Source organism: Planosporangium thailandense, assembly GCF_011947195.1.
GTDB classification, from domain to species: Bacteria; Actinomycetota; Actinomycetes; order Mycobacteriales; family Micromonosporaceae; genus Planosporangium; species Planosporangium thailandense.
The window spans coordinates 131,900-155,211 of sequence record NZ_JAATVY010000003.1 but is presented as its reverse complement, the minus strand read 5'-3'; the positions used below and the strand labels follow the sequence as shown (position 1 = coordinate 155,211).

30 protein-coding genes are annotated in these 23,312 nt (G+C 71.6%); 9 read left to right on the top strand and 21 right to left on the bottom strand.

All coding sequences use genetic code 11. The features are described 5' to 3' along the window. Window positions 1-10 precede the first annotated feature (10 nt). Window positions 11-1,099, bottom strand: coding sequence for a UDP-N-acetylmuramate dehydrogenase (locus HC031_RS06130; protein WP_420813599.1), 1,089 nt, complete (start codon window positions 1,097-1,099; stop codon window positions 11-13). A gap of 67 nt (window positions 1,100-1,166) precedes the next feature. On the opposite strand from HC031_RS06130, the gene HC031_RS06125 reads away from it, so the two are divergent. Next, a complete protein-coding gene (locus HC031_RS06125; protein WP_167924193.1) occupies window positions 1,167-1,928 on the top strand; it encodes a maleylpyruvate isomerase family mycothiol-dependent enzyme in 762 nt (253 codons plus the stop codon). A 25-nt stretch (window positions 1,929-1,953) separates the two neighbouring features. On the opposite strand, the gene HC031_RS06120 is transcribed toward HC031_RS06125, so the two are convergent. The 12 genes from HC031_RS06120 to HC031_RS06065 form a co-directional block, all read right to left on the bottom strand. Next, window positions 1,954-2,478: an O-acetyl-ADP-ribose deacetylase gene (locus tag HC031_RS06120; RefSeq protein ID WP_167924192.1), complete on the bottom strand. Its 525-nt coding sequence runs from the start codon at window positions 2,476-2,478 to the stop codon at window positions 1,954-1,956. Next, window positions 2,471-3,241, bottom strand: coding sequence for an EI24 domain-containing protein (locus HC031_RS06115; protein WP_420813607.1), 771 nt, complete (start codon window positions 3,239-3,241; stop codon window positions 2,471-2,473). Before HC031_RS06115 ends, HC031_RS06120 begins: the two co-directional genes overlap by 8 nt. A gap of 12 nt (window positions 3,242-3,253) precedes the next feature. Continuing rightward, a complete protein-coding gene (locus HC031_RS06110) occupies window positions 3,254-3,991 on the bottom strand; it encodes an alanyl-tRNA editing protein (protein WP_167924190.1) in 738 nt (245 codons plus the stop codon). A 25-nt stretch (window positions 3,992-4,016) separates the two neighbouring features. Then, window positions 4,017-4,907 carry an alpha/beta fold hydrolase gene (locus HC031_RS06105; RefSeq protein WP_167924189.1) on the bottom strand — a complete coding sequence of 297 codons (891 nt, stop codon included), beginning with the start codon at window positions 4,905-4,907 and terminating at the stop codon, window positions 4,017-4,019. Continuing rightward, window positions 4,904-5,215, bottom strand: a complete 312-nt coding sequence (locus tag HC031_RS06100; RefSeq protein ID WP_167924188.1) for a DUF2516 family protein — start codon at window positions 5,213-5,215, stop codon at window positions 4,904-4,906. The genes HC031_RS06105 and HC031_RS06100 overlap by 4 nt, the downstream gene beginning before the upstream one ends. Before the next feature lie 167 nt (window positions 5,216-5,382). Continuing rightward, window positions 5,383-5,892, bottom strand: coding sequence for a hypothetical protein (locus HC031_RS06095; RefSeq protein WP_167924187.1), 510 nt, complete (start codon window positions 5,890-5,892; stop codon window positions 5,383-5,385). Continuing rightward, entirely contained in the window at window positions 5,889-6,533 is a 645-nt protein-coding gene (locus HC031_RS06090; protein WP_338090495.1) for a helix-turn-helix domain-containing protein, read from the bottom strand. The genes HC031_RS06095 and HC031_RS06090 overlap by 4 nt, the downstream gene beginning before the upstream one ends. Window positions 6,534-6,674: 141 nt before the next feature. Continuing rightward, a complete protein-coding gene (locus HC031_RS06085) occupies window positions 6,675-7,634 on the bottom strand; it encodes an asparaginase (protein ID WP_167924186.1) in 960 nt (319 codons plus the stop codon). After that, window positions 7,631-8,464, bottom strand: a complete 834-nt coding sequence (locus HC031_RS06080; RefSeq protein WP_167924185.1) for a 3-keto-5-aminohexanoate cleavage protein — start codon at window positions 8,462-8,464, stop codon at window positions 7,631-7,633. Before HC031_RS06080 ends, HC031_RS06085 begins: the two co-directional genes overlap by 4 nt. A 53-nt stretch (window positions 8,465-8,517) precedes the next feature. Next, window positions 8,518-8,955, bottom strand: a complete 438-nt coding sequence (locus tag HC031_RS06075; protein ID WP_167924184.1) for an NUDIX hydrolase — start codon at window positions 8,953-8,955, stop codon at window positions 8,518-8,520. Between the two features lie 3 nt (window positions 8,956-8,958). Beyond that, a complete protein-coding gene (ygfZ, locus tag HC031_RS06070) occupies window positions 8,959-10,032 on the bottom strand; it encodes a CAF17-like 4Fe-4S cluster assembly/insertion protein YgfZ (protein ID WP_205862329.1) in 1,074 nt (357 codons plus the stop codon). Window positions 10,033-10,034: 2 nt separating this feature from the next. After that, window positions 10,035-10,508 carry a Fur family transcriptional regulator gene (locus HC031_RS06065; protein WP_338090494.1) on the bottom strand — a complete coding sequence of 158 codons (474 nt, stop codon included), beginning with the start codon at window positions 10,506-10,508 and terminating at the stop codon, window positions 10,035-10,037. A gap of 34 nt (window positions 10,509-10,542) precedes the next feature. Here HC031_RS06065 and HC031_RS06060 point away from each other — a divergent pair, with 34 nt between their 5' ends. Both HC031_RS06060 and HC031_RS06055 read left to right on the top strand, forming a co-directional pair. After that, window positions 10,543-11,382 carry an aminotransferase class IV gene (locus HC031_RS06060; protein ID WP_167924181.1) on the top strand — a complete coding sequence of 280 codons (840 nt, stop codon included), beginning with the start codon at window positions 10,543-10,545 and terminating at the stop codon, window positions 11,380-11,382. After that, the gene (locus HC031_RS06055; protein WP_167924180.1) at window positions 11,379-12,032 is read left to right on the top strand and encodes a maleylpyruvate isomerase N-terminal domain-containing protein; all 654 of its coding nucleotides are present in this window, start codon (window positions 11,379-11,381) and stop codon (window positions 12,030-12,032) included. Before HC031_RS06060 ends, HC031_RS06055 begins: the two co-directional genes overlap by 4 nt. A 43-nt stretch (window positions 12,033-12,075) precedes the next feature. Here the strand turns inward: HC031_RS06055 and HC031_RS06050 are convergent, their stop codons facing one another. Both HC031_RS06050 and mtfM read right to left on the bottom strand, forming a co-directional pair. Beyond that, the gene (locus HC031_RS06050) at window positions 12,076-12,705 is read right to left on the bottom strand and encodes a heme-binding beta-barrel domain-containing protein (protein ID WP_167924179.1); all 630 of its coding nucleotides are present in this window, start codon (window positions 12,703-12,705) and stop codon (window positions 12,076-12,078) included. 2 nt (window positions 12,706-12,707) lie between these two features. Further along, complete coding sequence (mtfM, locus tag HC031_RS33810; RefSeq protein ID WP_338090493.1) at window positions 12,708-12,812, bottom strand: small membrane protein MtfM; 105 nt, start codon at window positions 12,810-12,812, stop codon at window positions 12,708-12,710. Window positions 12,813-12,875: 63 nt separating this feature from the next. On the opposite strand from mtfM, the gene HC031_RS06045 reads away from it, so the two are divergent. Beyond that, window positions 12,876-13,238 carry a DsrE family protein gene (locus HC031_RS06045; RefSeq protein ID WP_167924178.1) on the top strand — a complete coding sequence of 121 codons (363 nt, stop codon included), beginning with the start codon at window positions 12,876-12,878 and terminating at the stop codon, window positions 13,236-13,238. Between the two features lie 37 nt (window positions 13,239-13,275). Here HC031_RS06045 and HC031_RS06040 read toward each other — a convergent pair whose 3' ends face one another. The 6 genes from HC031_RS06040 to HC031_RS06020 all read right to left on the bottom strand — a co-directional run bounded on the left by HC031_RS06040 (window position 13,276) and on the right by HC031_RS06020 (window position 17,805). Then, entirely contained in the window at window positions 13,276-14,133 is an 858-nt protein-coding gene (locus HC031_RS06040; protein ID WP_167924177.1) for a hypothetical protein, read from the bottom strand. Window positions 14,134-14,256: 123 nt separating this feature from the next. Then, window positions 14,257-14,568 carry a DUF1416 domain-containing protein gene (locus HC031_RS06035; protein ID WP_167924176.1) on the bottom strand — a complete coding sequence of 104 codons (312 nt, stop codon included), beginning with the start codon at window positions 14,566-14,568 and terminating at the stop codon, window positions 14,257-14,259. Between the two features lie 30 nt (window positions 14,569-14,598). After that, entirely contained in the window at window positions 14,599-15,447 is an 849-nt protein-coding gene (locus HC031_RS06030; RefSeq protein ID WP_167924175.1) for a sulfurtransferase, read from the bottom strand. 195 nt (window positions 15,448-15,642) lie between these two features. Further along, window positions 15,643-15,717: an Ms5788A family Cys-rich leader peptide gene (locus tag HC031_RS34265; protein WP_338090527.1), complete on the bottom strand. Its 75-nt coding sequence runs from the start codon at window positions 15,715-15,717 to the stop codon at window positions 15,643-15,645. Window positions 15,718-15,871: 154 nt separating this feature from the next. After that, window positions 15,872-16,666: an LmeA family phospholipid-binding protein gene (locus tag HC031_RS06025; RefSeq protein WP_167924174.1), complete on the bottom strand. Its 795-nt coding sequence runs from the start codon at window positions 16,664-16,666 to the stop codon at window positions 15,872-15,874. Window positions 16,667-16,716: 50 nt separating this feature from the next. Beyond that, window positions 16,717-17,805, bottom strand: a complete 1,089-nt coding sequence (locus tag HC031_RS06020; protein WP_240942169.1) for a hypothetical protein — start codon at window positions 17,803-17,805, stop codon at window positions 16,717-16,719. A gap of 192 nt (window positions 17,806-17,997) precedes the next feature. Between HC031_RS06020 and HC031_RS06015 the strand changes: the two genes are divergently transcribed. The 5 genes from HC031_RS06015 (at window position 17,998) to pstA (ending at window position 23,309) form a co-directional block, all read left to right on the top strand. Then, the gene (locus tag HC031_RS06015) at window positions 17,998-18,729 is read left to right on the top strand and encodes a winged helix-turn-helix domain-containing protein (RefSeq protein WP_167924173.1); all 732 of its coding nucleotides are present in this window, start codon (window positions 17,998-18,000) and stop codon (window positions 18,727-18,729) included. A gap of 39 nt (window positions 18,730-18,768) precedes the next feature. Then, window positions 18,769-19,674: a mycothiol synthase gene (mshD, locus tag HC031_RS06010; protein ID WP_338090526.1), complete on the top strand. Its 906-nt coding sequence runs from the start codon at window positions 18,769-18,771 to the stop codon at window positions 19,672-19,674. Between the two features lie 351 nt (window positions 19,675-20,025). Next, window positions 20,026-21,135, top strand: a complete 1,110-nt coding sequence (gene pstS, locus HC031_RS06005) for a phosphate ABC transporter substrate-binding protein PstS (protein WP_167924172.1) — start codon at window positions 20,026-20,028, stop codon at window positions 21,133-21,135. A 19-nt stretch (window positions 21,136-21,154) separates the two neighbouring features. Next, window positions 21,155-22,153 carry a phosphate ABC transporter permease subunit PstC gene (pstC, locus tag HC031_RS06000; protein ID WP_167924171.1) on the top strand — a complete coding sequence of 333 codons (999 nt, stop codon included), beginning with the start codon at window positions 21,155-21,157 and terminating at the stop codon, window positions 22,151-22,153. Window positions 22,154-22,229: 76 nt separating this feature from the next. Further along, complete coding sequence (pstA, locus tag HC031_RS05995; protein ID WP_167924170.1) at window positions 22,230-23,309, top strand: phosphate ABC transporter permease PstA; 1,080 nt, start codon at window positions 22,230-22,232, stop codon at window positions 23,307-23,309. The last annotated feature ends 3 nt before the right edge of the window (window positions 23,310-23,312 follow it).

The window sequence follows — 23,312 nt, the reverse complement described above, 5'->3', positions numbered from 1 at the left end:
TCCTTAAGGATCATGAGAGGGAACAGTTGATCAACACCGGCTCGGGGTGCAGGTCGACGCCGAACCGGTCGCGCACGCCGGCCCGGATCTCGCGCGCCAGCGCCAGCAGCGCGGACGTGGTGCCGGTGCCGCGGTTGGTCAGCGCGAGCGTGTGCTTGGTGGAGATGCCGACACCGGCGGCGGGATCCCCGTAGCCGCGCGCGAAGCCCGCGTGCTCGATGAGCCAGGCCGCGCTCACCTTGACGTGGCCGTCGCCGGCCGGGAAGGCGGGCGGCTCGACGCCGCCGGTACGGTCGCGCAGCGCTGCGAACCCGTCAGCGGTCACGACCGGGTTGGTGAAGAACGAGCCGACCGAGTACGTGTCCGGGTCGGCCGCGTCGAGCACCATGCCCTTGCCCGCGCGCAGGGCCAGCACGGCTTCCCGTACCCGGCCGGACTCGACCCGGTCACCCGGCGCGACCCCGAGGCGCCGGGCCAGTTCGGCGTACCGGATCGGCATCGACCGCGTGGAGACGGCGAGCGAGAAATCAACCGAGAGTACGACGAAGCGGTCATTGTGCTTGAACACGCTGGCCCGGTAACCGAAGCGGCACTCGTCGGGCGACATCACCACGGTGTCGCCGGTGCGGCGGTCGTACACCCGCACGGCCGTTATCGTCTCGGCGACCTCCTGCCCGTACGCGCCGACGTTCTGGATCGGCGTGGCGCCGGCCGACCCGGGAATCCCGGAAAGGCACTCCAGCCCGGTCAGGCCCTCGGCGACGGTCGCCGCGACCAGGTCGTCCCAGGGCTGACCGGCCTCGACCCGTACCACCGCGCGCTCACCCTCGCGGCGCACGCTGTAGCCGCGGTTGCGCACGAGCACGACGGTGCCCGGAAATCCGCTGTCGGCGACCACGACGTTGCTGCCGCCGGCGAGCACGAACGCGGATGTGACGGCATCATCATGGGCGGGGCCGGCGGCGTCCACCTTGCGGAGCGCGGCGACGATCTCCTCGGCGCTCGCCGCCTCGATGAGCTCCCCGGCAGGTCCGCCCAGGCGCAGCGTGGTATACGCGTCGAGCATGGCGTGATGGGTACGTTCGGGCACGTGTTTCACCCTAGGCTGGAACCCGCGGGGACATCCCACCGGCGCGGGACGAAACGTTCGTGAGGAGGGGATGGGGATGGGCAAGGCGCACTTCAACAAGGAGTTCTGGGTGGCGGGCCTGCGCGCCGAGGGCGTCGCCTTCCGCGCCGCCGTGGGCCAGGAGGACGTGCTCACGGCACCGGTACCGAGCTGTCCCGATTGGACCGTCGAGGACCTCGTACGCCACCTGGCGAGCCTGTACCGCTGGGTCACCGGCCACGTCGGTCGCGGGGTAACCGACAATCCGGACGCGATGGACAGCAGCGGCTCACCCACCGGCCGTGCCGTGCTGGGCTGGTGGGACGAGCAGTACGCGGAGCTGCTCAAGACGCTCGACTGGCTCGACCCCGCCCTTCCCGCCTGGAACCCGGCGCCACAGAGTAAACGCGCGGAGTTCTGGCACCGCCGGATGGCGCACGAGACCGCCGTACACCGGTGGGACGCCCAGATGGCGGTCGGTCTCGCCGAACCCGTCGAAGCCAAGCTGGCCGCCGACGGCGTCACCGAGGTGCTCGACACACTGCTGCCGATGGGCAGGCGACGCGGTCCAACCGATCGTTACGGCGTGGTCGCGCTGCGCGCCACGGACCTCGGCGGGGTGTGGGACGTGCGGCTGCGCGGCGAGGGCATCGCGCTCCTGGACACCGACACCCTCCTCGACCACGACCACCACAACGAGCGCGTCGTCGCCAGCGGCACCGCCAGCGACCTGCTGCTCGCGCTCTACGGTCGGGTGCCCTTCGACATACTCGACATCGTCGGCGACGAGAGCCTGCTCACAGCCCTCCTCACCGCGTGAGTCGGCCGGACCGGCACCAACCGGCTCAGCCGCCCAGCTCCGCGTACACCTCGTCGGCGATCGTCCGGGTCGCGTCGTCGAACAGCACCAGCCGGACGTCGTCCACGCCCGCGGCCGCCGTGCGGATCGTGTCCAACGCCTGCACCACGGCGTCCCGCTTGGGCCACCGGTAGACCCCGGCCGAGATCAGCGGGAACGCCACCGACCCGGTGCCCAGTTCGGCGGCCACCCGCAGCGAGTTGGCGTAGCAGGCGCGCAACAGCGGTGTCCGGTCGACGCCGGCGGCCCAGACCGGCCCGACGGTGTGGATGACCCACCGGGCGGGCAGCCGTCCGGCCGTGGTCGCGACCGCTTCCCCGGTCGGCAGGCCCTTGCCGTACCGGCTCGCGCGCAGCGCCCGGCACTCCTCGAGAATCGCCGGGCCGCCCCGCCGATGGATCGCGCCGTCCACGCCTCCCCCGCCGAGCAGCGACGAGTTGGCGGCGTTGACGATCGCGTCGACCTCCTGCGCGGTGATGTCGCCGGTGACCAGCGTGATGCGCCTACTCATACGGCTGTCCTAACACCCGGCGGGCCAGCAGGGTCGAGCCGGCCACCGCCCCGGGCATCACGAGTACCGAGACGAAGGGCACCAGAAACACCAGGAACACGGGCACCCCGAAGCCGAGCGCGAGCGCCCGGTTGGCGCGCAGCAGCCGCCGCCGGTCACGCAGGCGCAGGCCACGGCGGTTGAACGGCACCCCGGAGATCTCGACCGCGAGCAGCCAGCCCCCGGTCACCGCGCCGATCACGGGTCCGGCGGTCTGGCCGACCACCGGTACGAGGCCGAGCGCGAACAGCGCCACACTGGTCGCCACCGACAGCGCGAGCAGGCGCAGCGAGTCGACCAGGTTCCAGGCGAAGGTGCGGTGCCACGGGGCGTCGGACTCGCGGGCGCCGCCGGTGGCGTCGTCGATCCGCTTCGAAATGGCCTCGTAGAACGGGTCGCCGATGGTGAGCGTCAGCGCGGTGAACGTCATCACGGCGAGGATCAAAGCCCCCGCCACGACCGCGACGGCGACGACGATCCGCAGCGCCCGGCGGGCGTCCGCCGACCAGCCGTCGGCGAACCAGGTCAGGAACGTGGCGACGTCGGTGCTGAAGACGAGCAGCGTCACCAGCGCGGCCACCACGATGACGAACGAGATGACCCCCGGGACGATGCCGAGCAGCAGGAGGCGGGGGCTGCGCAGCACCAGGCCCGTTCCACGCAGGAGCAGCCCCGTACCGGCGAAGAACTCCGACACCGCGTTGCGCTGCCGATCGATGGTCACCACGGCGGAAGCCTAGTCGGTGAGGCGCACCCGTACCCTCCGGTTGGCCTTGCCCTTGCTCTCCACCTTGACCACCTGGACGCCGCCGATCTGCCGGGTCGAGGCGACGTGCGTGCCGCCGTCGGCCTGCACGTCCAGGCCGACAATGTCGACGATGCGGATCTCGGCCTCGTCGGCCGGAATCAGGTTGGACTGCGTACGGATGATGTCGGGCAGCGCCAGTGCCTCGTCGCGGGACAGCACCCTGGTGACGACCTGCCGGTCGGCGGTCACCTCGGCGTTGACCAGCTCTTCCAGCCGGGCCTTGAAGTCGGGCGGCACCTCGGGCAGGTTGAAGTCCATCCGGGCCTCGCCGGGCTCCATGTTGCCGCCGGTGACGAGCGCGCCGAAGTCCCGGAAGACGACCCCGCACAGTACGTGCAGGCCCGAGTGGGTGCGCATCAGCCTGGTCCGGCGGTCGTCCTCGACCGCTCCGGTGACCTCGGTGCCGACCGGCGGGATCGGGTCGCCCTCGGCCGGGATCAGGTACAGCTCGTCGCCCTTGCGGGTGCCCACGATGCGCGTCTGTACGCCCTGCCAGAGCAGGACGCCGTGGTCCGGCGGCTGACCGCCGCCACCGGGGTAGAAGGCCGACCGGTCGAGCACGATGCCCTGCTCGGCGTCGGCGGCGAGCACCGTGCACGTCCACTCACGCAGCGTCGGGTCGGCCAGGTCCAGCCGGTACGTGCGGCCGTGATGTGTGACACCCATGGCTGGTCAGCCTAGTCGTTTCGCCCTAGTCGTCGAGGAACCCCGCGATGCGTTCACGGACGTCGGCGCGGTCGGTCCACAGCATGCCCGGCCGGTCGTACACGTGCAGGGTCGCGTCGGGGAGCGCGGCCGCGAGGTCCTCGGCGACGGAGACCGGGTGCAGGTCGTCACCCCGGCAGGCGAGTACGAGCGCGGACGCGGTGACCTCCCCCAGCGCGGCGCGGTCGACGATCGCCGTCTGCGCCGGTAGGTCGGCCAGGCCGTCGGCGAGGCCGTCGCGCATGAGCTGCTCGATGCGCTGTCGCAGGTAGGCCCATGCCGCCGGGGTGTTGCGCAGCTGGGCCGGTATCTCCAGGGCGACGACCTCGGCGACCGCGGCCGCGTCCCCGTCCTCGATCGCGGCGAGCAGGTCGGTCAGCCGCTTCGTGGCGATCTGCGGGCGGGGCCGGTCGAGCACGGCGGGCAGGTAGAAGACCGCCTTCTCGAAACGGTTGGGGTTGTCGGCCAGCAGCCGGCACAGCGCACCGGCGCCGAGGCTGACGCCGAGGGCCCGGGTGGCGCCGTACAGGTCGGCGACCGCCCTGAGGTCGCGGGCCAGGTCGAGGTAGGTCCACTGTCCGGGCGGCGCGGCGGAGCGGCCGTGGCCGCGGAACTGGAAGAACACCCGACGGCCGGGTACGCCGCTGCCCAGCGGGCGGGTCTCGGGGATGCCGGCCGCCAGGCCGTGGGCGAACACCGTGACCGGATGGCCCGCGCCGGTGGCCAGGCACTCCAGCTCGACGCCGTGCGGCGTGGCGAGCAGTTCGGTCGGCGGGGTGGGCAACGTCGGACGGCCGGTCTGCGGCCCGCGGTTGACCGGCGGCCGGTATCGCTCGGGGCGCCCATCAGGCGGCGGCGGCCAGCGGAAATCCATCACCAGGATCCGCGGCCGTCGACCACGTCGCGGATCGCCGGACGAACGTCGAGCAGATAGACCAGTCCGATGGTGATGGCGACCAGTCCGAGGATGTAGGTGGGGCCCAACAGCAGCGTCACCAGCACTGAGCCGCCGAGCATCGCCAGCCAGGCGCCCTTGGGGAGCGTGCCGATCGCGGAGAACGCGTCAGGTCGCTGCAGGAGGCAGTGTCCGAAGGCTCCGACCTCGACAAGCAGGGCGAGGATCAGTAACAGCAGATCCAGCCAGGCGATGATCGACTTGTAGAAGAGTGGTGCGGCGATGGCCATGCACTGAGCTTAACTGCGGCGATCCCGTTTCTCGGGCGCACCGGCTCTTCCCGACCGGCCCGACCAGGAGCTCGACCGGGGCCCGGCCAGAAGTCGGCGCCGGTAAACGCCCGGGTCCCCGGCGCCGAGATCGGCGCCGGGGACCCGGCGTGTGAGCTGTTGCTCGCTTACTTGCTGGCGGCCGAGCGGGTCCGCTTGGTGGGCTTCGCCGGCACCGACGGCAGCGGCTGCTGCGCGTCTTCGGCGTGCTTGGCGATCAGGGTCTCCGCCTCGACCTTGGCCTCGGTCTTCTCCGCGTCCTTGATCTCGGCCTTGGCCGTGGCGAGCTGCGCCTTGGCCTGCTCGGTGCGGGCACCGGCCACGATCCGCTCGCCGCGGGCCACCAGCTCCTCGTAGACGGCGGCGGCCTGCCGCTGGGCGACCTGCGCGCTGGCGACGAACACCTGGGCGTTGCGCCGGGCGCTGTCTCGTAGCTTGTCGAGATCGGCGCGTAGGTTGCGCTCCGACACGCGCTCGGTCACCGCCTCGGTCACCACGGGACGCAGCTCGGCCACGCGCCCGCGCAGCTCGGCCACGCGCTCCGGCAGCCGGCGCAGCTGCTCGTAGGCGAGCTCCCCGGCGCCGGCAGCGGCGTACAGCGGGGCGGGAATCTTCCTGGGCTCGGTCTTCGCGTTCATGCTTTCTCCTCGGTCCTTTCCTTCGCGTTCTGCGCGCCGGAGCCCTCCGCGCTGGGGGCCTCGGAGCTCGACTGGGATCGCGTGGTGCGTGGCTGCCGCTTGACGGCCTTGCGCGGCTTGCGGGCCGGGGCGGTCGTTTCGTCCGTGCCGGCGGCCGGCTCAGCCTGACCGGTCGCGGCGGTCTTGCGCGCCGCGGTCGCCCGGCGGGTCGCGGTCTTACGGGTGGTCGCGGCGGTTTCTTCGTGAGTACCCGGCTCCACCGGCGGGTCAAACGTGGACGAATCCACATCATTCACCTCGGCGCTCCGCAGGTTCTCACGCCGGAACGTCTCATAGATCTGCGTCAGCGACTGCTTCTGCGCGATGGTCAGGTCCGGATCCGCGGCGATCGCCGCGAGCACCCCCTCCTGCCCGCCGCTGGCATCGAGCAGGCCCGCACGCAGGTACATCACCGGGGTGGAGACCCGCAGCGCATGGGCCAGTTGCGCGAGCACCTCCGCGCTCGGCTTGCGTAGGCCGCGCTCGATCTGGCTGAGGTACGGGTTGCTGACCCCGGCCTGCTCGGCAAGCTGGCGCAGCGAGATCTGCGCGTTGCGGCGCAGATCGCGGATGAAGCCACCGATGTCGCGTGGAGCGGTCACGATTCGAACGTACGCCGCTCTGCTTGCTCTTGCAAGCAAAGCGCTTGCTGGAGTTAGCGTGACTCCCCGCACACGTCAATTGCAACGCGCCCACGTTCCGGGCGCATTACGACGCGATGTCTGGCGGAAAGAAACCCTCACCTACCAGACGGAACGGACCGCGCCGACGGGTCTGCCACCGCCGAGGACGGGCGCCTGCGCGTACCCGTCCAGGACGTCCGCGCGCACCCCGAGCCGGCGCAGCGCCGACGCGAGGACCGGCATCCGCGCCCGCTGAGCACCATCATCGATCTTGACGGCCACCGCGCCGACGCCGGCCAGCGCCACCGCCTGTACGCCCTCGGCGCCAACCTTCGACAGCAGTCCCGGCACGGCGCGCATGAGCCGGGCGTCCTCCGCCCCGGTACCGGACATCAGCTCCGGGTGGGCGCGCATGGCATCCGCCACCCGCCGCTCGGGGGTGCCCGGGGCCGCCGAGACCAGCCGCAGGAACGCCTCCGCGAGAGCGCGCAGCGACAGCGCGAACACCGGCGCTCCGCAGCCGTCCACCCCGGTCGCCGCGATCTGCTCGCCGGCGAGCTCCGCCACGGTCTCCGCCAGCCGCTGCTGCAACGGATGTCCGGACGAGCGGTAGTCGTCGTACGGCCAGCCGTTGGCCGCACACGTCAGCAACATCCCGGTGTGCTTGCCGGAGCAGTTCATCAGGATCGGCTCGCGGCCGCCGCCGGCCCGGACGATATCGTCGCGCGCCGAATCGGACAGCGGATAGTCCGGCGGGGTCCGCAACTGCGCCTCGTCGATCCCGGCCGCGGCGAGCATCGCACGGGCCCGCGCCACGTGGAACGGCTCACCGTGGTGGCTGGCGCAGACCAGCGCCAGGTCGGCGTCGTCGGCGAGCTCCAGCCCGGCGCGAAGCATCCCGACCGCCTGCATGGGCTTGTTGGACGAGCGCGGGAAAACCGGGCCGGTCACGTCGCCGGCCCAGGTCGTCACCTCCCCGTCCGCCCCGAGCACCACGACGGAGCCGTAGTGGCGGCTCTCCACGAAGCCCGAGCGGGCCACCTCGACGAGCACCTCGCCGCCCGCGTACAGGTCCGTCAACTCTTGACTCCGAGGAGCGCGCGGGCCTCCGCGACCGACATCGGGGGGCGCTGTGCGAGCCGTGCGAACCCGGCCGCACGGGCCACCAGCTGCGCGTTGCTCTCCACCGGCTGACCCTTGGCGTACGTGATCGTGTCCTCCATGCCCACCCGCAGGTGGCCACCGGCCGACAGCGACGCCATCAGCACCGGCAGCGTGCTGCGCCCGATGCCGGTCGCCGAGAACGTGGTGTCCTCCGGCAGGTCGCGCAGCGCGTGCTTGAACGCGACCAGCGTCTCGGTCGTACCCGCCGCCCCTCCCGGCACCCCGAGGACGAAGTCGACGTGCACGTGCCCACCGAAGGGCAGCCCGTGCCGGTCCAGCAGGCGCTGGAGGGAGGTCAGGTGGCCGAGGTCGAAGATCTCGTACTCCGGGACGATCCCCCGGTCACGCATCGACTCGTGCAGCTCGACGATGAACTCCCACCGGTTGAGGAAGACGTCGTCGCCGAAGTTGACCGTACCCATCGTGCAGGAGGCCATGTCGGGCGCCGCCTCCAGCACCCGCAGCCGGTCGGCCTCCGGGTCGGTCACCGCGCCGCCGCTGGAGAGCTGGACGATCAGCCCCGTCTCGGAGCGCAGCGCGTCGACGGTGTCGCGCAGCCGGCCGAGATCGAGTGTGGGCCGGGCGTCGTCGTCGCGGATGTGCACGTGGATGACGCTCGCGCCGACCGCCTCACACTCCTTGGCGGTAGCGACCAGCTCGTCCAGGGTCACCGGCAGCGCCGGTACATCGGTCTTGCTCGACTCGGCTCCGGTCGGCGCGACCGTGATCAACGTCGTTGTCGTCACGCCGGTCATCCTCGCACGCCATGACCAGGTCCCGTACGACCGGCGGCCGGCGATCAGGCGAGTGTCCGCGCCCGCTGCGTGGCGTCCGTATACTCGCGCGACCGGAAGAAGCCGGGCACCAGCAGCGTGGCGGTCGTGGCGAGGTCGCGGGCCAGCGCCTCGTCAGGGGGCAGGAAGACCATCGCCTGCCCCTCGCCGAGCACCACGTCGTCCTGGGTCGCCGCGGTCACCCCGTGGAACGCCCAGACCTCCACGGACGGCGACCCCGGCCGCCGGCCCCGCCAGTACAGATCGAGCCGATCGACCGTCAGGCCGGTCTCCTCCAGCAGCTCGCGGTGCGCGGCGGCCAGCGGCTCCTCGCCCGGCTCGACGTGCCCACCGGGCAGCCCCCACTGGTTGGGCGAGACGGGCGCGTCGGCCGACCGGTGCTGCATCAGCAACCGCCCGTACCGGTCCACCAGCAGGACCACGGCGACCTGGTCAACCGACATCGCTCACTCCCCGGGATCGATGGCCGCCGCCGCCTCGCCCACCCGCAGCGCAGCGTCGTCGGCCACGTTGTGCCGGACGAGCGCGAGCGCGATCATGCCGAGTTCGAAATGGCGCGCCGCCGTACCCACGAACCCCACCTGCCGGCCCTCCGGCGTGGTCACCGCCGTACCCGGTGCCGGCAGCTCCTCGGTGGTGATGCCGTCCAGGTGCAGCAGGACGAGCCGGCGCGGCGGGCGACCGAGGTGGTGCACCCGGGCGATCGTCTCCTGGCCCCGGTAGCAGCCCTTCTCCAGGTGCACCGCCGGGGCGGTCCAGCCGACCTCCGCCGGCAGGGTGCGGTGGTCGGTCTCGAAGCCGAACCGCGGGCGGCGGTCGGCCACCCGGAGCGCCTCGAACGCCCACATCCCCGCCAGCGGCACCCCGGCCGCCGCGACCAGGTCGGCTTCGGCGCCGCGGGGCAGGAGCAGATCCGCTCCGTACGGCATGCGGCGCGCCCAGCCGCCCAGGTCCGGCAGCGCGCCGACCGAGTACCGGGTGGTCGGCCGCGCCGGCACGGAGCCGGCGGCGAACTTCGGACCGGGCACGGCCACCGCGTCGGGCGGCAGCAGCGGGCCGACCCCCAGCGCGATGAGCGCCTCGTCGGCGTCCGGCCCGACCAGCGACAGCAGCGAGAAGTCGGCGCTCACGTCGGTCGGCTCGACCCGCAGCAGGAAGCGCATGCGGGTCAGGAAGTCCAGCAGCGGCTGCGCCTGCCCGGGCTCGACGTCCAGCCAGGTCGTCGCGCCGTCGTCGGTGACCACGGCGTGCTGCTCCACGTGCCCGTGCGGCGACAGCACGAGCAGCTCGGTGCCGGTCATGGGCGGCAGGTCCGTCAGGTACTGGGTGGTGAGGCTGTGCAGCCAGCCCAGCCGGTCCTCGCCCGGCACCGCCAGCACGCCCCGGTTGGACCGGTCGACCAGCCCGACCGAGGTCGCCAACGTGCGCTGCTCGCGCATCGGGTCGCCGTAGTGGGCGACGATCCCGCTGTCGGGACTGTCGGGGTCGAGCGCGGCGACAGGTACCGCGCCGGATGCCATGATCACAGGTTCTCGCTCTCCCTCGCGGGCTGTCCCGCGCACCGCCGGCAGGTGCCGAACAGCGCGACGTGGCCGACGTCGACGCTGAACCCGCGGCTGCTCTCCAGGCCCTGCACCAGCCCGTCCAGTACGGACGGCGACACCTCGTCCACCTCGCCGCACCCCCGGCAGACCAGGTGTACGTGCTGGTCCTCGCCGACCGCGTGGTAGGTGGGCGAGCCGTGTGACAGGTGGGTGTGCCGCACCAGGCCCAGGTCCTCGAGCAGCTCCAGCGTCCGGTACACGGTGGTGATGTTGACGCCGGCCGCGGTGCGGGACACCGCCTCGTGGACCTGGTCCGGGGTCGCGTGGCCGAGCGTGTAGACCGCCTCCAGCACGAGTTGGCGCTGCGCGGTCAGCCGCAGCCCACGCGCGCGCAGCACCTCGGCCAGCGAGGTGTCCGGCCCGCGCGGATCGCTTACCCCAGATGACGGCACAAAGTCGATCCTAGGGGACGTTAGGCTCGCCAACATGGCCCGTGTACTCGCCCTTCTCGGCGTCGGGGTGGTCCCCGCCGACACGCCCGTCCTGCGCGCCGACGACCTCGGCGTCCTGCGCGGCGACGGGGTCTTCGAGACCATGCACGTCCGGGGCGGTCAGCCATGGCTCCTGGACCGGCACCTGGACCGGATGAGCCGCTCAGCGGCGCTGCTGGCGATCCCGTTGCCGGACCGCGCCGCGCTCGTCGAGCTGGCGGGCCAGGCCTGCGCGGCGTGGCCGGCCGCCGACGAGGCGGCGCTGCGGCTGGTCTGCACCCGAGGGCCGGAGGACGGCGGCCCGGTCACCGTGTACGCCACCGTCGCGCCGCTCGCGCCCGCCGCCGTCGAGGCCCGGCACACCGGCGTCAGTGTGGCGACGGCGACCCTGGCGGTGCCGGCCGAGGCCCGCCCGGGCGCGCCGTGGCTGCTCGGCGGCGCCAAGACCCTGTCGTACGCGGTCAACATGGCCAGCCTGCGCTGGGCGGCCGAGCAGGGCGTGAACGAGGTGCTGTGGACCTCCGCCGACGGGTACGCCCTGGAGGCGCCCACGGCGACGCTGGTGTGGCTCGCGGGTGGCGTCCTGTACACGGTCCCCGCCGCCACGACCGGGATCCTGGCCGGCACGACCGCCGCCTACCTGCTGGAGCACGCCGGCGAACTCGGGATGCGGGCGGCCGAGCGGCTGGTCCGCCCGGCGGAGCTGCACAGCGCCGACGGGGTCTGGCTCGCGTCGTCGGTGCGCGGGCTGACCGAGGTCCGCACCCTGGACGGCGTCGCCCTCGGCCCGTCACCGGAGACCGAGCGGATGCAGAAGCTGCTGGGCTACCTGTGATCGCGGCGGCGTACGAGCGGATCAGCGACGCGGTCACGCCCCTGTCCGACGACGACCTGATCCGGCCGACCCGCTGCCGTGGCTGGACGGTCGCGGATCTGCTGTTCCACGTTCTGCTCGACGCGCAGCGGGCCCTGGTCGCCTTCGCGAGCCCGGCGCCCGGGCCGGCCGACGTCGACTTCGCCACGTACTGGCGGCCGTTCCGACCCGGGACCGGCGAGGGCGCCCGGCGGCGGCACGCCCGTTGGACCCGGATTCAGGCGTCGGCGTACGAGGAGCCCAGCGGCGTGGTGCGGCACTGGCTCGACACCGCCCCGGCAGCGGTACGGGCGGCCGCCGCGGCACCGGTCGACGGGTACGTGACGACCCAGGGCCACGTGCTGTCCGTGCCCGACTTCGTCACCACGCTCGCCGTCGAAGCGGCCGTGCACCACCTCGACCTCGTGGTGGACCTGCCGAACGCCCCGCCACCGGCCGCCGAGCCGCTGGCCGCCGCCTGCGCGACGCTGGACGCGCTGCTCGACGGTCCCCGGCCGCCATCCTGGGACGACGAGACGTACGTGCTCAAGGGCACCGGCCGGCTGCCGCTCACGGCTGACGAGCGGTCGGCGCTCGGCCCGGTCGCCGACCGCTTCCCCCTGCTCGGCTGAGGTTTCTACTCGGCTGACGTTTCCGCTCGGCTGAGGTTTCCGCTCAGCCGGCGACCCGCTCCAGGCGCGCCGAGATGTGCGGCGCCATCGGCTGGCCGACGGCGGCCATGTCGTACGCGTACAGCAGCGCGCCCTCGACGATGCCGTACAGGCGCTTGCCCGACCGCACCTCCTTGGCCGTGGCCGTACGCACGATCGCGTCGGTCGCCATCTCCACCCGGGTGCCGCCCGCCTCCACCTTCCCCAGGTAGAGCTCCAGGAAGCCGGTCGGGTGGGTCAGCAGCACCTCGATCTCGTCGCTCTTCGTCGGCACGGCCTCGGCCGCGTGCTCGGCACCCGGGTCGGTCTGGACCGGTCGCCACCAGCCGACCTCGCGGGCGGACGGGCGGATCGCCTTGCCGTCGGGCTCGATGAGCCAGGTCCTCGACTCGTAGAACAGGAACGGCCGGCCGTCGTGGCTGAAGCGGACCTCCTGGGCGAACTCGAAGTCCTGCTCCAGGCTCGGGTAGCCACCCTGGCCACGGCCCCGCCACACGCCCACGAACGGCAGCAGCCCCAGCAGCGCCGGGTGCAGGTCCGGCCCCGTACGCAGGTCGTGGGTCTCCTCGAAGGGGTACGGGTCAACCGGGATCTGGCCCATCCACACCGGGTTGACCTGACTCTCCTCGCTCACTCTTACCAACGTCCCCTCGACACGCGTACCGCCACATAGCCCAGCCCGCCGGCGAGCGCGCCGAAGCCGGCGACCAGCAGGCTGACGAATCCGATCTCGGTCACCACGGCATCGCTACCCTGACACCCGCCGCAGAACCGTGGTCATAACCGAGATCCTATGCTGCCTCCATGGGACGCACTCTCGTCGTCAAGGTCACCGCCGGGCTGGACGCGCCGGAGCGCTGCGCGCAGGCCTTCACCGTCGCCGCGACCGCCGTCACGGCCGGAGTGCCGACCTCGCTGTGGCTCACCGGCGAATCGACCTGGTTCGCCCTGCCCGGCCGGGCGGCCGAGTTCGAACTGCCGCACTCGGCGCCCCTTGAGGTCCTGCTGGCGACCATCCTGGCCGGCGGCCAGGTGACCGCCTGCACCCAGTGCGCGGCGCGCCGGAACATCGGGGAGGCCGACGTCATCGAAGGGGTGCGCATCGCGGGCGCGGCGGTCTTCGTCGAGGAGTGCATGACCGAGGGTGCCCAGGCGCTGGTCTACTGACCGCAGCGCTTGGTCTGCTGATCGCCGCAGCACCGGTCTACTGACCGCCGCAACCGGTCGTCGCGGTCACCGTCGATACGCCGTCCGCGGTACGCACCACGACCCCGGCCGGGCCACTGCGGTACACGTACAGGTCGGGCCGCACCACGACGGCGTCGGGCGCGACCGCGCGCAGCGCGCCGGCCAGCGGCGGCAGGACGGTTCCGGGCGGCCCGTCCGCGCGTACGGTGCGCACCGCGCCGCCGCGCGCGCAGTCGACGCGGTGCGCCTGCCAGCGCACGGCGCTGAGCTTCAGGGCCGACAGCGCCACCTCGACGGGCGCCCGGTCGGCCGCGCTCGGCGTGGGCGCGTGCTCGCTGACCGGACGCGTGAGCGGCCGGCAGCCGGTGTCGGCGGTGAGCCGCACCTCCCCCGGCCCGGAGATGCCACCCTCGAGCGTGACGAAGTCGCCCGCGTCCGCGGTCAGCGCGTGGGCGCCTGACCCACTGACCCGCGCGTCGTAGCCGCGCGGCAGCCGCGCGGCGATCCCGTCGAGCAGCGCGGGCTCCCGACCGACCGGCACGTACAGGTACGCGGCCCGCTGGTACCGGGCGCCCGCGCGCGCGGTGGTGATCATGCAATGGCCGCTCACTTCGCGGTACCCGTCGATCTCGGCAACGGCGCCGGCGGGCCCGGCCGCGGTGACCGCCTCGGCGATCGCCCGATCGACGGTGGGCAGCGCGTGGGCGACGCTCGTCTGTTCCCGTACGGTCGATCCGCCTCGATGGACCGCATAGATCGCGAACGCGATCACGAGTACGGCCCAGACCCCGGCCGCGACCACCAGCCAGCGCCGGCGGACGGCCGGCCGCTGCGGCGCGGGAGCGGGCTGGACTGCAGGACCGTCGGTCGTCACGTGCCACATGGTGGCAGGGCCTTCGAGCGGGGCGCGCACGAGGCCGGGCAAAAGGCGAACGGCCCGCCTCTCGTCAGAGGCGGGCCGTTCAATGATCCTGGGGAGGATCCGAAATCAGGGTAATCAGGCGGCGACAGACACCGCAACCTGGTTGATGCCACGATCCACGGACACCGTGGCATCGCCGTTGCCCGCGCGGGAAAGCGCGCGCAGCGTCCACGTGCCCGGCGCCGCGAAGAAGCGGAACTCGCCGGCCGGCGACGTCACGACCTCGGCGGTGAACTCGCCGGTCGAGTCGAGCAGCCGCACGTACGCTCCTTCGACCGGCGCGTCGCCCGCGCGGACCACGCCACTGATCACGGTCTCCTTCGCCACGTCCACGCTGGCGGGCAGGGGTGCGCCCTGCTCCGGCGCGCCGCAACCGTCAATGCTCATGTCGCGTCTCCTCTCAGCCTGTCAGGCCGCTCAGGCCTCGCCGGGCTCGTCGCCGAGCGCCACCGGGACGCCGACGAGCGAGCCGTACTCGGTCCAGGAACCGTCGTAGTTGCGCACGTCGGAGTAGCCGAGCAGCTCGTGCAGCGCGAACCAGGTGTGCGAGGAGCGCTCACCGATACGGCAGTACGCGATGGTCGGCTTGCTCTCGTCGATGCCCGCGTCGAGGTAGAGCTTGCGCAGCTCCTCGTCGGACTTGAAGGTGCCGTCCTCGTTGGCGGCCTTGCTCCACGGCACGCTGATCGCGGTGGGGACGTGGCCCGGGCGCTGCGACTGCTCCTGCGGCAGGTGGGCCGGGGCGTTCAGCCGGCCGGCGTACTCGTCGGGCGAGCGCACGTCGACCAGGTTGTGCGAGCCGATGGCGGCGAGGACGTCGTCGCGGAAGGCCCGGATCGAGCCGTCCTGCTCCTTGGCGACGTAGTTGGTGGCGGGCCGCGCCGGGACGTCCTTGGTGTACGGACGCCCGTCGAGCTCCCACTTCTTGCGGCCACCGTCGAGCAGCCGGACCTGCTCGTGGCCGTAGAGCTTGAAGTACCAGTACGCGTACGCCGCGAACCAGTTGTTGTTGCCGCCGTACAGGACGACGAGGTCGTCGCCCGCGATGCCCTTGCGGGACAGCAGCGCCTCGAACTGCTGCTTGTTGACGAAGTCCCGGCGGACCGGGTCCTGCAGCTCGGTCTTCCAGTCAATCTTCACCGCGCCGGGGATGTGGCCCCCGTCGTACGCGGTGGTGTCCTCGTCGACCTCGACGAACACCACGTTGTCAGCGCCGATGTTCTTTTCGGCCCAGTCGGCTGTGACGAGTACGGAGTCACGACTCATGTTTGAGCTCCCTCGAATGACAATTCGGGTTGAGAGCCGCCGTACGCGCTGACGTTTCGCACGGCACGCCACGGACGACCCAGAAGGACGGATCACGGGGCGGGTTCGCAAGGCGCGATGCGGGGTCTGGCCCGCGTCAGGCGGTGCCCCCGTCAGCGGCCTGGGCGCAGGAGAGCACGCGCGATCGACCCGCCGTCAGGCGAGGCGACACAGACAGGCGGCCACGCGGCATAGATCAACCGCGCGCCTCTTCGTGAGCAACGTGCCCATGGCCAGGGAGCCTAGCATCACAAAATCCGCGGAGGCAGGGTTGCCCGATTGGCGAGACAGGGCTCACCTGGCCACCGGCCCCGTTACCCCGATAGCTCCTCATTCGACTCATTCTGAGCAATATGCCCGGGCAGGGCTGGTTGAACCATGAACGTCAGGACTGACCCGACAGCACGACGTCGGCGGCGGTGGCGGTGATCAGCACCCCGGTGTCGCTGGTAGCGACCTTGTTGACGACCAGGCTGTACGGCAGGTTCGGTACGGCGATCCGGGCGGCGAGCTGGTCGCGGTACTGGCCGATGAACGAGCTGATGACCGACTGCGGGATCAGCGTGGCCGCCCCGCCCGAATCCGCGGCGCGCACGTCGTCCAACTGCAGGCGCACCTCGCCCTTGTTGACGGCAAGCGTGCCGGTGGCCTGCAACTGCAGCGTGAAGCCGGCGATCGAGATCGGCGCGGTGAGGTTCACGTGATCGTTCTTCACGCCGAGCTTGAGCTGCGAGACGTCCAGACCCGGAATCTGACGCAGCGGCGTCAGGTCGATCAGATCGCGGATCGCGCTCCAGCCGACGGTGGCCGTGCCCTGGACGGCGTCCGCCTTCACCTGTCCGTGACCGGAGGTGATCGCGTCGAGCGGGGCGTGGATGTTCGTGGCGACGAGAGTCATCTTGTCCAACGCCCCCTGGTCGTTACGGGGGTGGTCGACGGTGATCGTCACCTTCTGGTACGTGCCGCCCATCACCTGGGTCAGGAACGGGAATCCCGCGATGTCGGCCGTGGGCTTCCCGTCCGAGGTGATGCCCCGGTTGCGCATCTCGGTGGCGGCCTGGTCCGCGATCCGCTGCTCGGCCATGTTCGCCGCGACCCGGTCGGCCACGACAAACAGACCGGCCAGCACCACCACGACCGTCACCAGTCCGATCAGCGATCGACGTCCGCGAACCGCCACACCATCCTCCTTGACGGGTGTCTTCGAACCGGGCTTGCCGGGTCACCGGGCTACAGGTAGTCCAACAGCAGCAGTGCGCTGGCCGCGTACATGACCGGGGCGGCCAGCGCGAACGCCCCGAGCGGGCCCTGTGCCAACCGGGCTGGAGACGGGGCCGTGGCCATCCCGGCCAACCGGCGGCCGGCCTCGACGTAGCTCACCGACAGGTCGACCACCACCGCGATCAGCGCGGTGGCGAGCCCCGCGGCAGCCACCGCACCGATGGTCACACCGGTGTCGAGCGAGCCCGCGGCGGCCGCCGCGCCGGTTCCTACCAGCACGCCGAGCAGCACGCCGACCCTACCGCGCGGAACGTCCGGCACGAAGCGCGGCCGCGGCGCCACGGCATCCGTGAGCCGCGCCACGGCGACCGCCGCGCCGGCGGCAAGTAGACAGGCCACGATGGCTTGGGTACCCCGCGGATGGCGCGCCAACACCACGAGGCTCGCCAGCGACACCGCGCCGACCACGACCACGAGGGTGGAGCCGAGCGACTCGGTCACCCGGTCCCGGCCGGCCCGCCGCGCGAGCTGGCCCACCACGCCGGCCACGAATCCGGCGGCCACCACGTACGCCAGCGGCGCGAGCGAGGCGGGATCGGCCAGCGTCGCGGCGACGTCGGCGGCGACCGCCGCGGCCAGCCCCACCCCGGCCACGATCCGCGGCGCGGGCGGCCGCGCCGCGGTCGCCCAGGCGGCCACGTACAGGGCCTGCACGGCGAACACCACCGCCGCGTACGCCCCGGCCGGGGCCAGCGCGCCGAGCACCAGGACGAGCGTGAGCAGGGCGGCACAGCCGGCCACCGCGAGCGTCGAGGTCCGCGACACCGGGACGGCCGCCGCCTCGCCGGGACCGTCGTCCATCACCGGAATCTGCCCGGTCGGGTCGTCACCGGCGAGGACGGCAGCGGCCGCGTCGGGCCACCGCTCCGTCGGCCGCGTGTCGCCCGCACCGGCCCGCCGGCGTCCCCGGCGCGTCTCCCGATGCCTCCGCCGGCCCTCGTACCCTGATTGATCATCGGGGTACCCACCCGGACCGCCCACCGACCGCCCAGGTGACGGGTCGTCGAGCGGGTCGTCAGGGGAGAAGGTCGCAGGCACGCCACGAATCGTGCCAGAGGCCCGCTCGTGGGGCGAACCGTGCCACGCATTGATCCACTGCATTCATCAGATGTCTGTTTTTGCAGGTTCTCCGGTATTCTCTGAAACGACCCGCCCGTCAGCGACGCCGGACGATGGCGCAAGAGCCCGTGGCGCCGGAAGCTGGTGCGTCGCGGCGACGGAGGTGACTGCGTGGAGATCCTGTTACTGACCGCGGCCCCTGCCGGCCAACTGGTGCTACCAGGGCTCGACCTGCTGCCGCACACCGTACGGACCGCGCCGCGCGACGTCCGCACCCTGGTCGGCGGCCCCAGCCCCGATGTCGTCCTCGTCGACGCGCGCACCGAGCTCGCCGAGGCCCGCGCCACCTGCCGGATGCTGCGGGCCACCGGCCTGGGCATGCCGCTCATGGCGGTGCTGACCGAGGCCGGGCTGGTGGCGGTGCACGCCGACTGGGGCCTCGACGACCTGTTGCTGGCGACCGCCGGCCCGGCCGAGGTCGAGGCCCGCCTGCGGGTGGCCGTCGGCAGGGCCACCCAGGCCGCCAGCGGCCGGGCGGACGCCCTGGTCAAAGCCGGTGAGCTGACGATCGACCCGGACACGTACGCCGCGAAGCTCAAGGGACGGCCGCTCGACCTGACATACAAGGAGTTCGAGCTGCTGAAGTTCCTGGCGCAGCACCCGGGCCGGGTGTTCACCCGCGACCAGCTGCTGCGCGAGGTGTGGGGCTACGACTACTTCGGCGGCACCCGTACGGTCGACGTCCACGTCCGGCGGCTGCGCGCCAAGCTGGGCTCGGAGTACGAGTCGATGATCGGCACCGTGCGCCAGGTCGGGTACAAGTTCGTCGTCCCGTCGGCGCGCCCGCTCCCCGAGCCGGCGACCGAGAGTGTTGCCGAGTTCACACACAGTCCCCGCGCTTGATCGGTGATCGCTGGCCGCTACCGTAGCGGCGTGGCAGCGGTGGCACGTGTACAGCGAAAAGACCGGCTGACAGCCGGTGAGGTGGCTGAAGTTCTCGATCTGATGCGGGCCGCGGACGACGCCGACGGCGCGTACCCGCTGTCCGAGCACGTCGTGCTGCATCTGCGCGCCGCCGGTGACACCCACGCCGTACACCTGCTGGCACGACACGACGGTGACCTCGTCGGCTATGCGTACGTCGACGTCACCGACCCGGCGGAGGGCGCGACGGCCGAACTGGCCGTCCACCCGCTGCGCCGGCGGCACGGCCTGGGACGGACCCTGATGACCGAGGTGATGGCGGCCGCCGACAAGGGCCCGCTGTGGGTGTGGGCCCACGGTGACCACCCCTCGGCGTCCGCGCTGTCGCTGTCGCTGGGCTTCGAGCGCTCCCGGGTGCTGTTCCAGATGCGCCGGTCGCTGTCCACCCCGGTGCCCGAGCCGACCCTTCCCGACGGGGTGAGCATCCGGCCGTTCCGCCCCGGCACCGATGACACGGCCTGGCTCGCGCTGAACGCCGCCGCGTTCGCCGACCACCCCGAGCAGGGCAGGTGGACGATCGAGGATCTGCGCCTGCGCATGAAGGAGCCGTGGTTCGACCCGGCCGGGTTCCTGCTCGCCCAGCGGGACCCCGACGGCGAGCTGCTCGGCTTCCACTGGACCAAGATCCACGCTGGCGTGGGTGAACCGATCGGCGAGGTGTACGTGCTCGGCGTGGCGCCGGCGGCGCACGGCACCGGGCTCGGCACCACGCTGACCCTGGCGGGCCTGCACCACCTCGGCACTCAGGGCCTCGACCACGTGATGCTGTACGTGGACGAGTCGAACACCAAGGCTGTGCGGCTGTACGAGAAGCTGGGCTTCGCCCGCTGGACGGCCCACGTGTGCTTCCGCCGCCTGGGCTGAGCCACACCGCTCGTCACGCTCCGCTCCACCGACCGTCACGTACGGCTGCATCGATCGTGACGCACAGCTGCATCGATCGTCACGTTTGTCAAGTGACCACCCTTACCCGCCCTCCGTGCGCGATAACCGGACAAGGCGGGCGTGACCTGGGCTGTTCACCTGGGCGCCATCCCGTACCCGACGAGCTGTTATTCGAGTCGGGCCTGGTGTTCACCCTTCGTTCATGTGAGACCGGACGGCCGGCAACCTCGCTCTCCTAACGTTCGGCATCGGTTGATGAGGAACGTCAACTTCGCAAACTCGTTCCGACCAGACCAGGAACGAGACGAACGTACCCCCGAAGGGACAGCAGTGAAGCTGAAGCGTCACGGCATACTGGTCGCGATCGCGGCCTCGACGCTCGCGCTCGCCGCGTGCGGCTCGGACAACACGAGCAAGACTCCGTCAGGTGACACGAGCAGTGCCGCGAAGCCGACCATCGATTGCAAGACCGGCTCGCTGACCGCGCAGGGCTCGACCGCCCAGCAGAACGCCATGGCCGAGTGGGTCAAGCAGTACGGCCAGTCCTGCAACGGTGCGCAGATCAACTACCAGGGCACCGGCTCCGGCGCGGGCATCCAGGCCTTCACCGCCAACACGGCCGACTTCGCCGGCTCCGACTCGGCGCTCAAGGCGGGCGACGAGAAGACCAAGGCGGACGCCCGCTGCACCGGCGGCCAGGCGATCGACCTGCCGATGGTCGTGGGCCCGATCGCCGTGGCGTACAACGTCGACGGCGTCAAGGACCTCCAGCTCAAGCCCGCCACCCTGGCGAAGATCTTCTCGGGCGCCGTCAAGACCTGGGACGACCCGGCGATCAAGGCGGACAACCCGAGCGCCACCCTGCCGTCCGCCCCGATCGCGCCGATCCACCGGTCGGACTCCTCGGGTACGACCGACAACTTCACCAAGTACCTGGCCGCCTCCGCCGCCTCCGACTGGACCTTCGGCAACGACAAGGTCTGGAAGGCCCCGGGTGGACAGGCCGCCAAGGGCTCCGACGGCGTCTCCGCCCTGGTGAAGCAGACCCCTGGCTCGATCGCCTACGTCGAGTACTCGTTCGTGCAGGCCGGCGGCCTCACCGCCGCGAAGGTCCAGAACGGCGCCGGTGAGTACGTGGCGCTCGACCCGACGTCGGCGGGTAAGGCGGTCGCCGGCGCTCAGGTGGTGGGCACCAACGGCGACCTGAGCCTCAAGATCGACTACGCCACCAAGGAGTCGGGCGCCTACCCGATCGTCCTGGTGACCTACGAGATCGCGTGCAGCAAGGGCAACCCGGCCGACAAGCTGTCGCTACTGAAGTCCTTCCTCGGCTTCGTCGCGAGCAAGGACGGGCAGGCCAAGCTCGGCGACATCGGCTACGCGCCGCTGCCCGACACGCTGCAGACCAAGGTCGCGGCGGCCATCAACGACATGGCCTGACAAGACAGGGACACAAACCGTGAGCCACACATCGCTCACCACCACCCCCGTCGACGCCCAGGGCGCCGGCGGGGGTGGTGCGTTGCCAAGGGGCCGGCGTTTCGGCGCTGAGACGGTCTTCCGCGGAGCCGCCACCGCTGCCGGCTCCATGGTTCTCGTCATCATCGTCGCCATCGCGATCTTCCTGATCGTGAAGGCGATCCCGTCGCTGCGCGCTGACCACGAGAGCTTCTTCACCTACCAGCAGTGGTTCGCCGACTCCAGCCCGGCGAAGTTCGGCATCGCGGCGATCGCGTTCGGCACGGTGCTGACGTCCGCGCTGGCCCTGCTGATGGCGGTGCCGGTCGCGCTCGGCATCGCGCTCTGTCTGACCCACTACGCGCACCGCCGGGTGGCCAGCGTCCTCGGCTTCTTCGTCGACCTGCTCGCCGCCGTGCCGAGCGTCGTCTTCGGCCTGTGGGGCCGGGACTACTTCTACCGGCCGGTCTCCGACTTCGCGAAGTGGCTGCACGACAACTTCGGCTGGATCCCGCTGTTCGGCAGCAACGGCCCGTACGGCCGGTCGATTCTGCTTGGGTCGATCGTGCTCGCGATCATGGTCCTGCCGATCGTGACGTCGCTGTCGCGCGAGGTCTTCCTGCAGACCCCCACGCAGAACGAAGAGGCGGCGCTGGCGCTTGGCGCCACGAAGTGGGAGATGATCCGCACCGCGGTCCTGCCGTACGGGCGGCCCGGCATCATCGCCGCGGTCATGCTCGGCCTCGGCCGCGCCCTCGGTGAGACGATCGCGCTGGCGCTGACGCTCGGCGCGGTCTACAACGTCTCCTTCGACCTGCTCGGTCCGGGCGGCAACACGATCGCCGCCAACATCGCCCTCAAGTTCGGCGAAGCCAACCCGACCGGACGCAGCGCACTGATCGCGTCCGGCCTGGTGCTCTTCGCCATCACCCTGGTGGTCAACATGACGGCACGCGCCATCGTCTACCGCCGCCGCGAGTTCACCGGAGGTGCCGCGTGAGCGAGCGAAGCGAGCGAATCGATTGGCTCAGCGCGTTGGAGCCTCATGGCAGCACCGAGCGCAGCGAGGTGCTGTCATGAGTGCGGAAGTTGTTTCGCACGCCGTCGGCGCCCGGTCGAGCCTGAAGACCAGGCGGCTGCCGAAGTGGACGCCGGCCGGTGTCGCCGGCGCCGCCGTCGTGATCGCGCTGCTGGCGGTCTACCTGCCCGGTGCGGGCGGACCGGTGCTCACCGGTATCGCCGCCGCGTTGATCTTCCTCATTGGACTGACCGTGCTGTCCGCCGCAGTCGAGAACGGCCGGGCGGCCCGCAACCGGCTTGCCACCTCCCTGGTGTACGCGGCGTTCGTGCTGGCCCTCGCACCTCTGCTGTCGGTGGCGTACACCCTGCTGGTCAAGGGCTCCGACCGGATGAGCCTGTACTTCCTCCAGGTGTCGATGAACAACGTCAGCGCGTTCGACAACGAGGGCGGCGCGTACCACGCGATCATCGGCACCCTGGAGCAGGCCGGCATCGCCACCCTCATCACGGTCCCGCTGGGTGTCCTCGGCGCGATCTACATCGTCGAGTACGGGCGGGGCCGGCTGTCCATGCTCATCCGCTTCTTCGTCGACGTCATGACCGGCATCCCGTCGATCGTGGCGGGCCTGTTCATCCTGGCGTTCTGGGTGCTGATCGTCTCGCCGTACTTCAACAACGGCCGGCCCCAGTACTCCGGCTTCGCGGCGGCGCTCGCGCTGTCGGTGCTCATGCTGCCGACGGTCGTGCGATCGACGGAGGAGATGCTGCGTCTCGTGCCCGGCGCGCTCCGCGAAGGCGCGTACGCGCTGGGGATACCGAAATGGAGGACGATCCTGCGGATCGTGCTTCCCACCGCGGCGCCCGGCATCGTGACCGGGGTCATGCTCGCGGTGGCCCGCGCCTGCGGCGAGACGGCGCCGGTGATCCTGGTGGCGTTCGGCAACCCGGCCATCAACTTCAACCCGTTCTCGGGCGGCCAGGAGTCCCTGTCGCTGTTCGTCTACGACCAGGCCGGCGCGGCCTCCAAGTACGCGCCCGGCCGGGCCTGGGCGGCGGCGCTGACCCTCGTCGTCCTCGTTCTCGCCCTGACCGTCGCCGCAAAACTGCTGGCCCGACGCAACAAGCTGGGTCGATAGGAG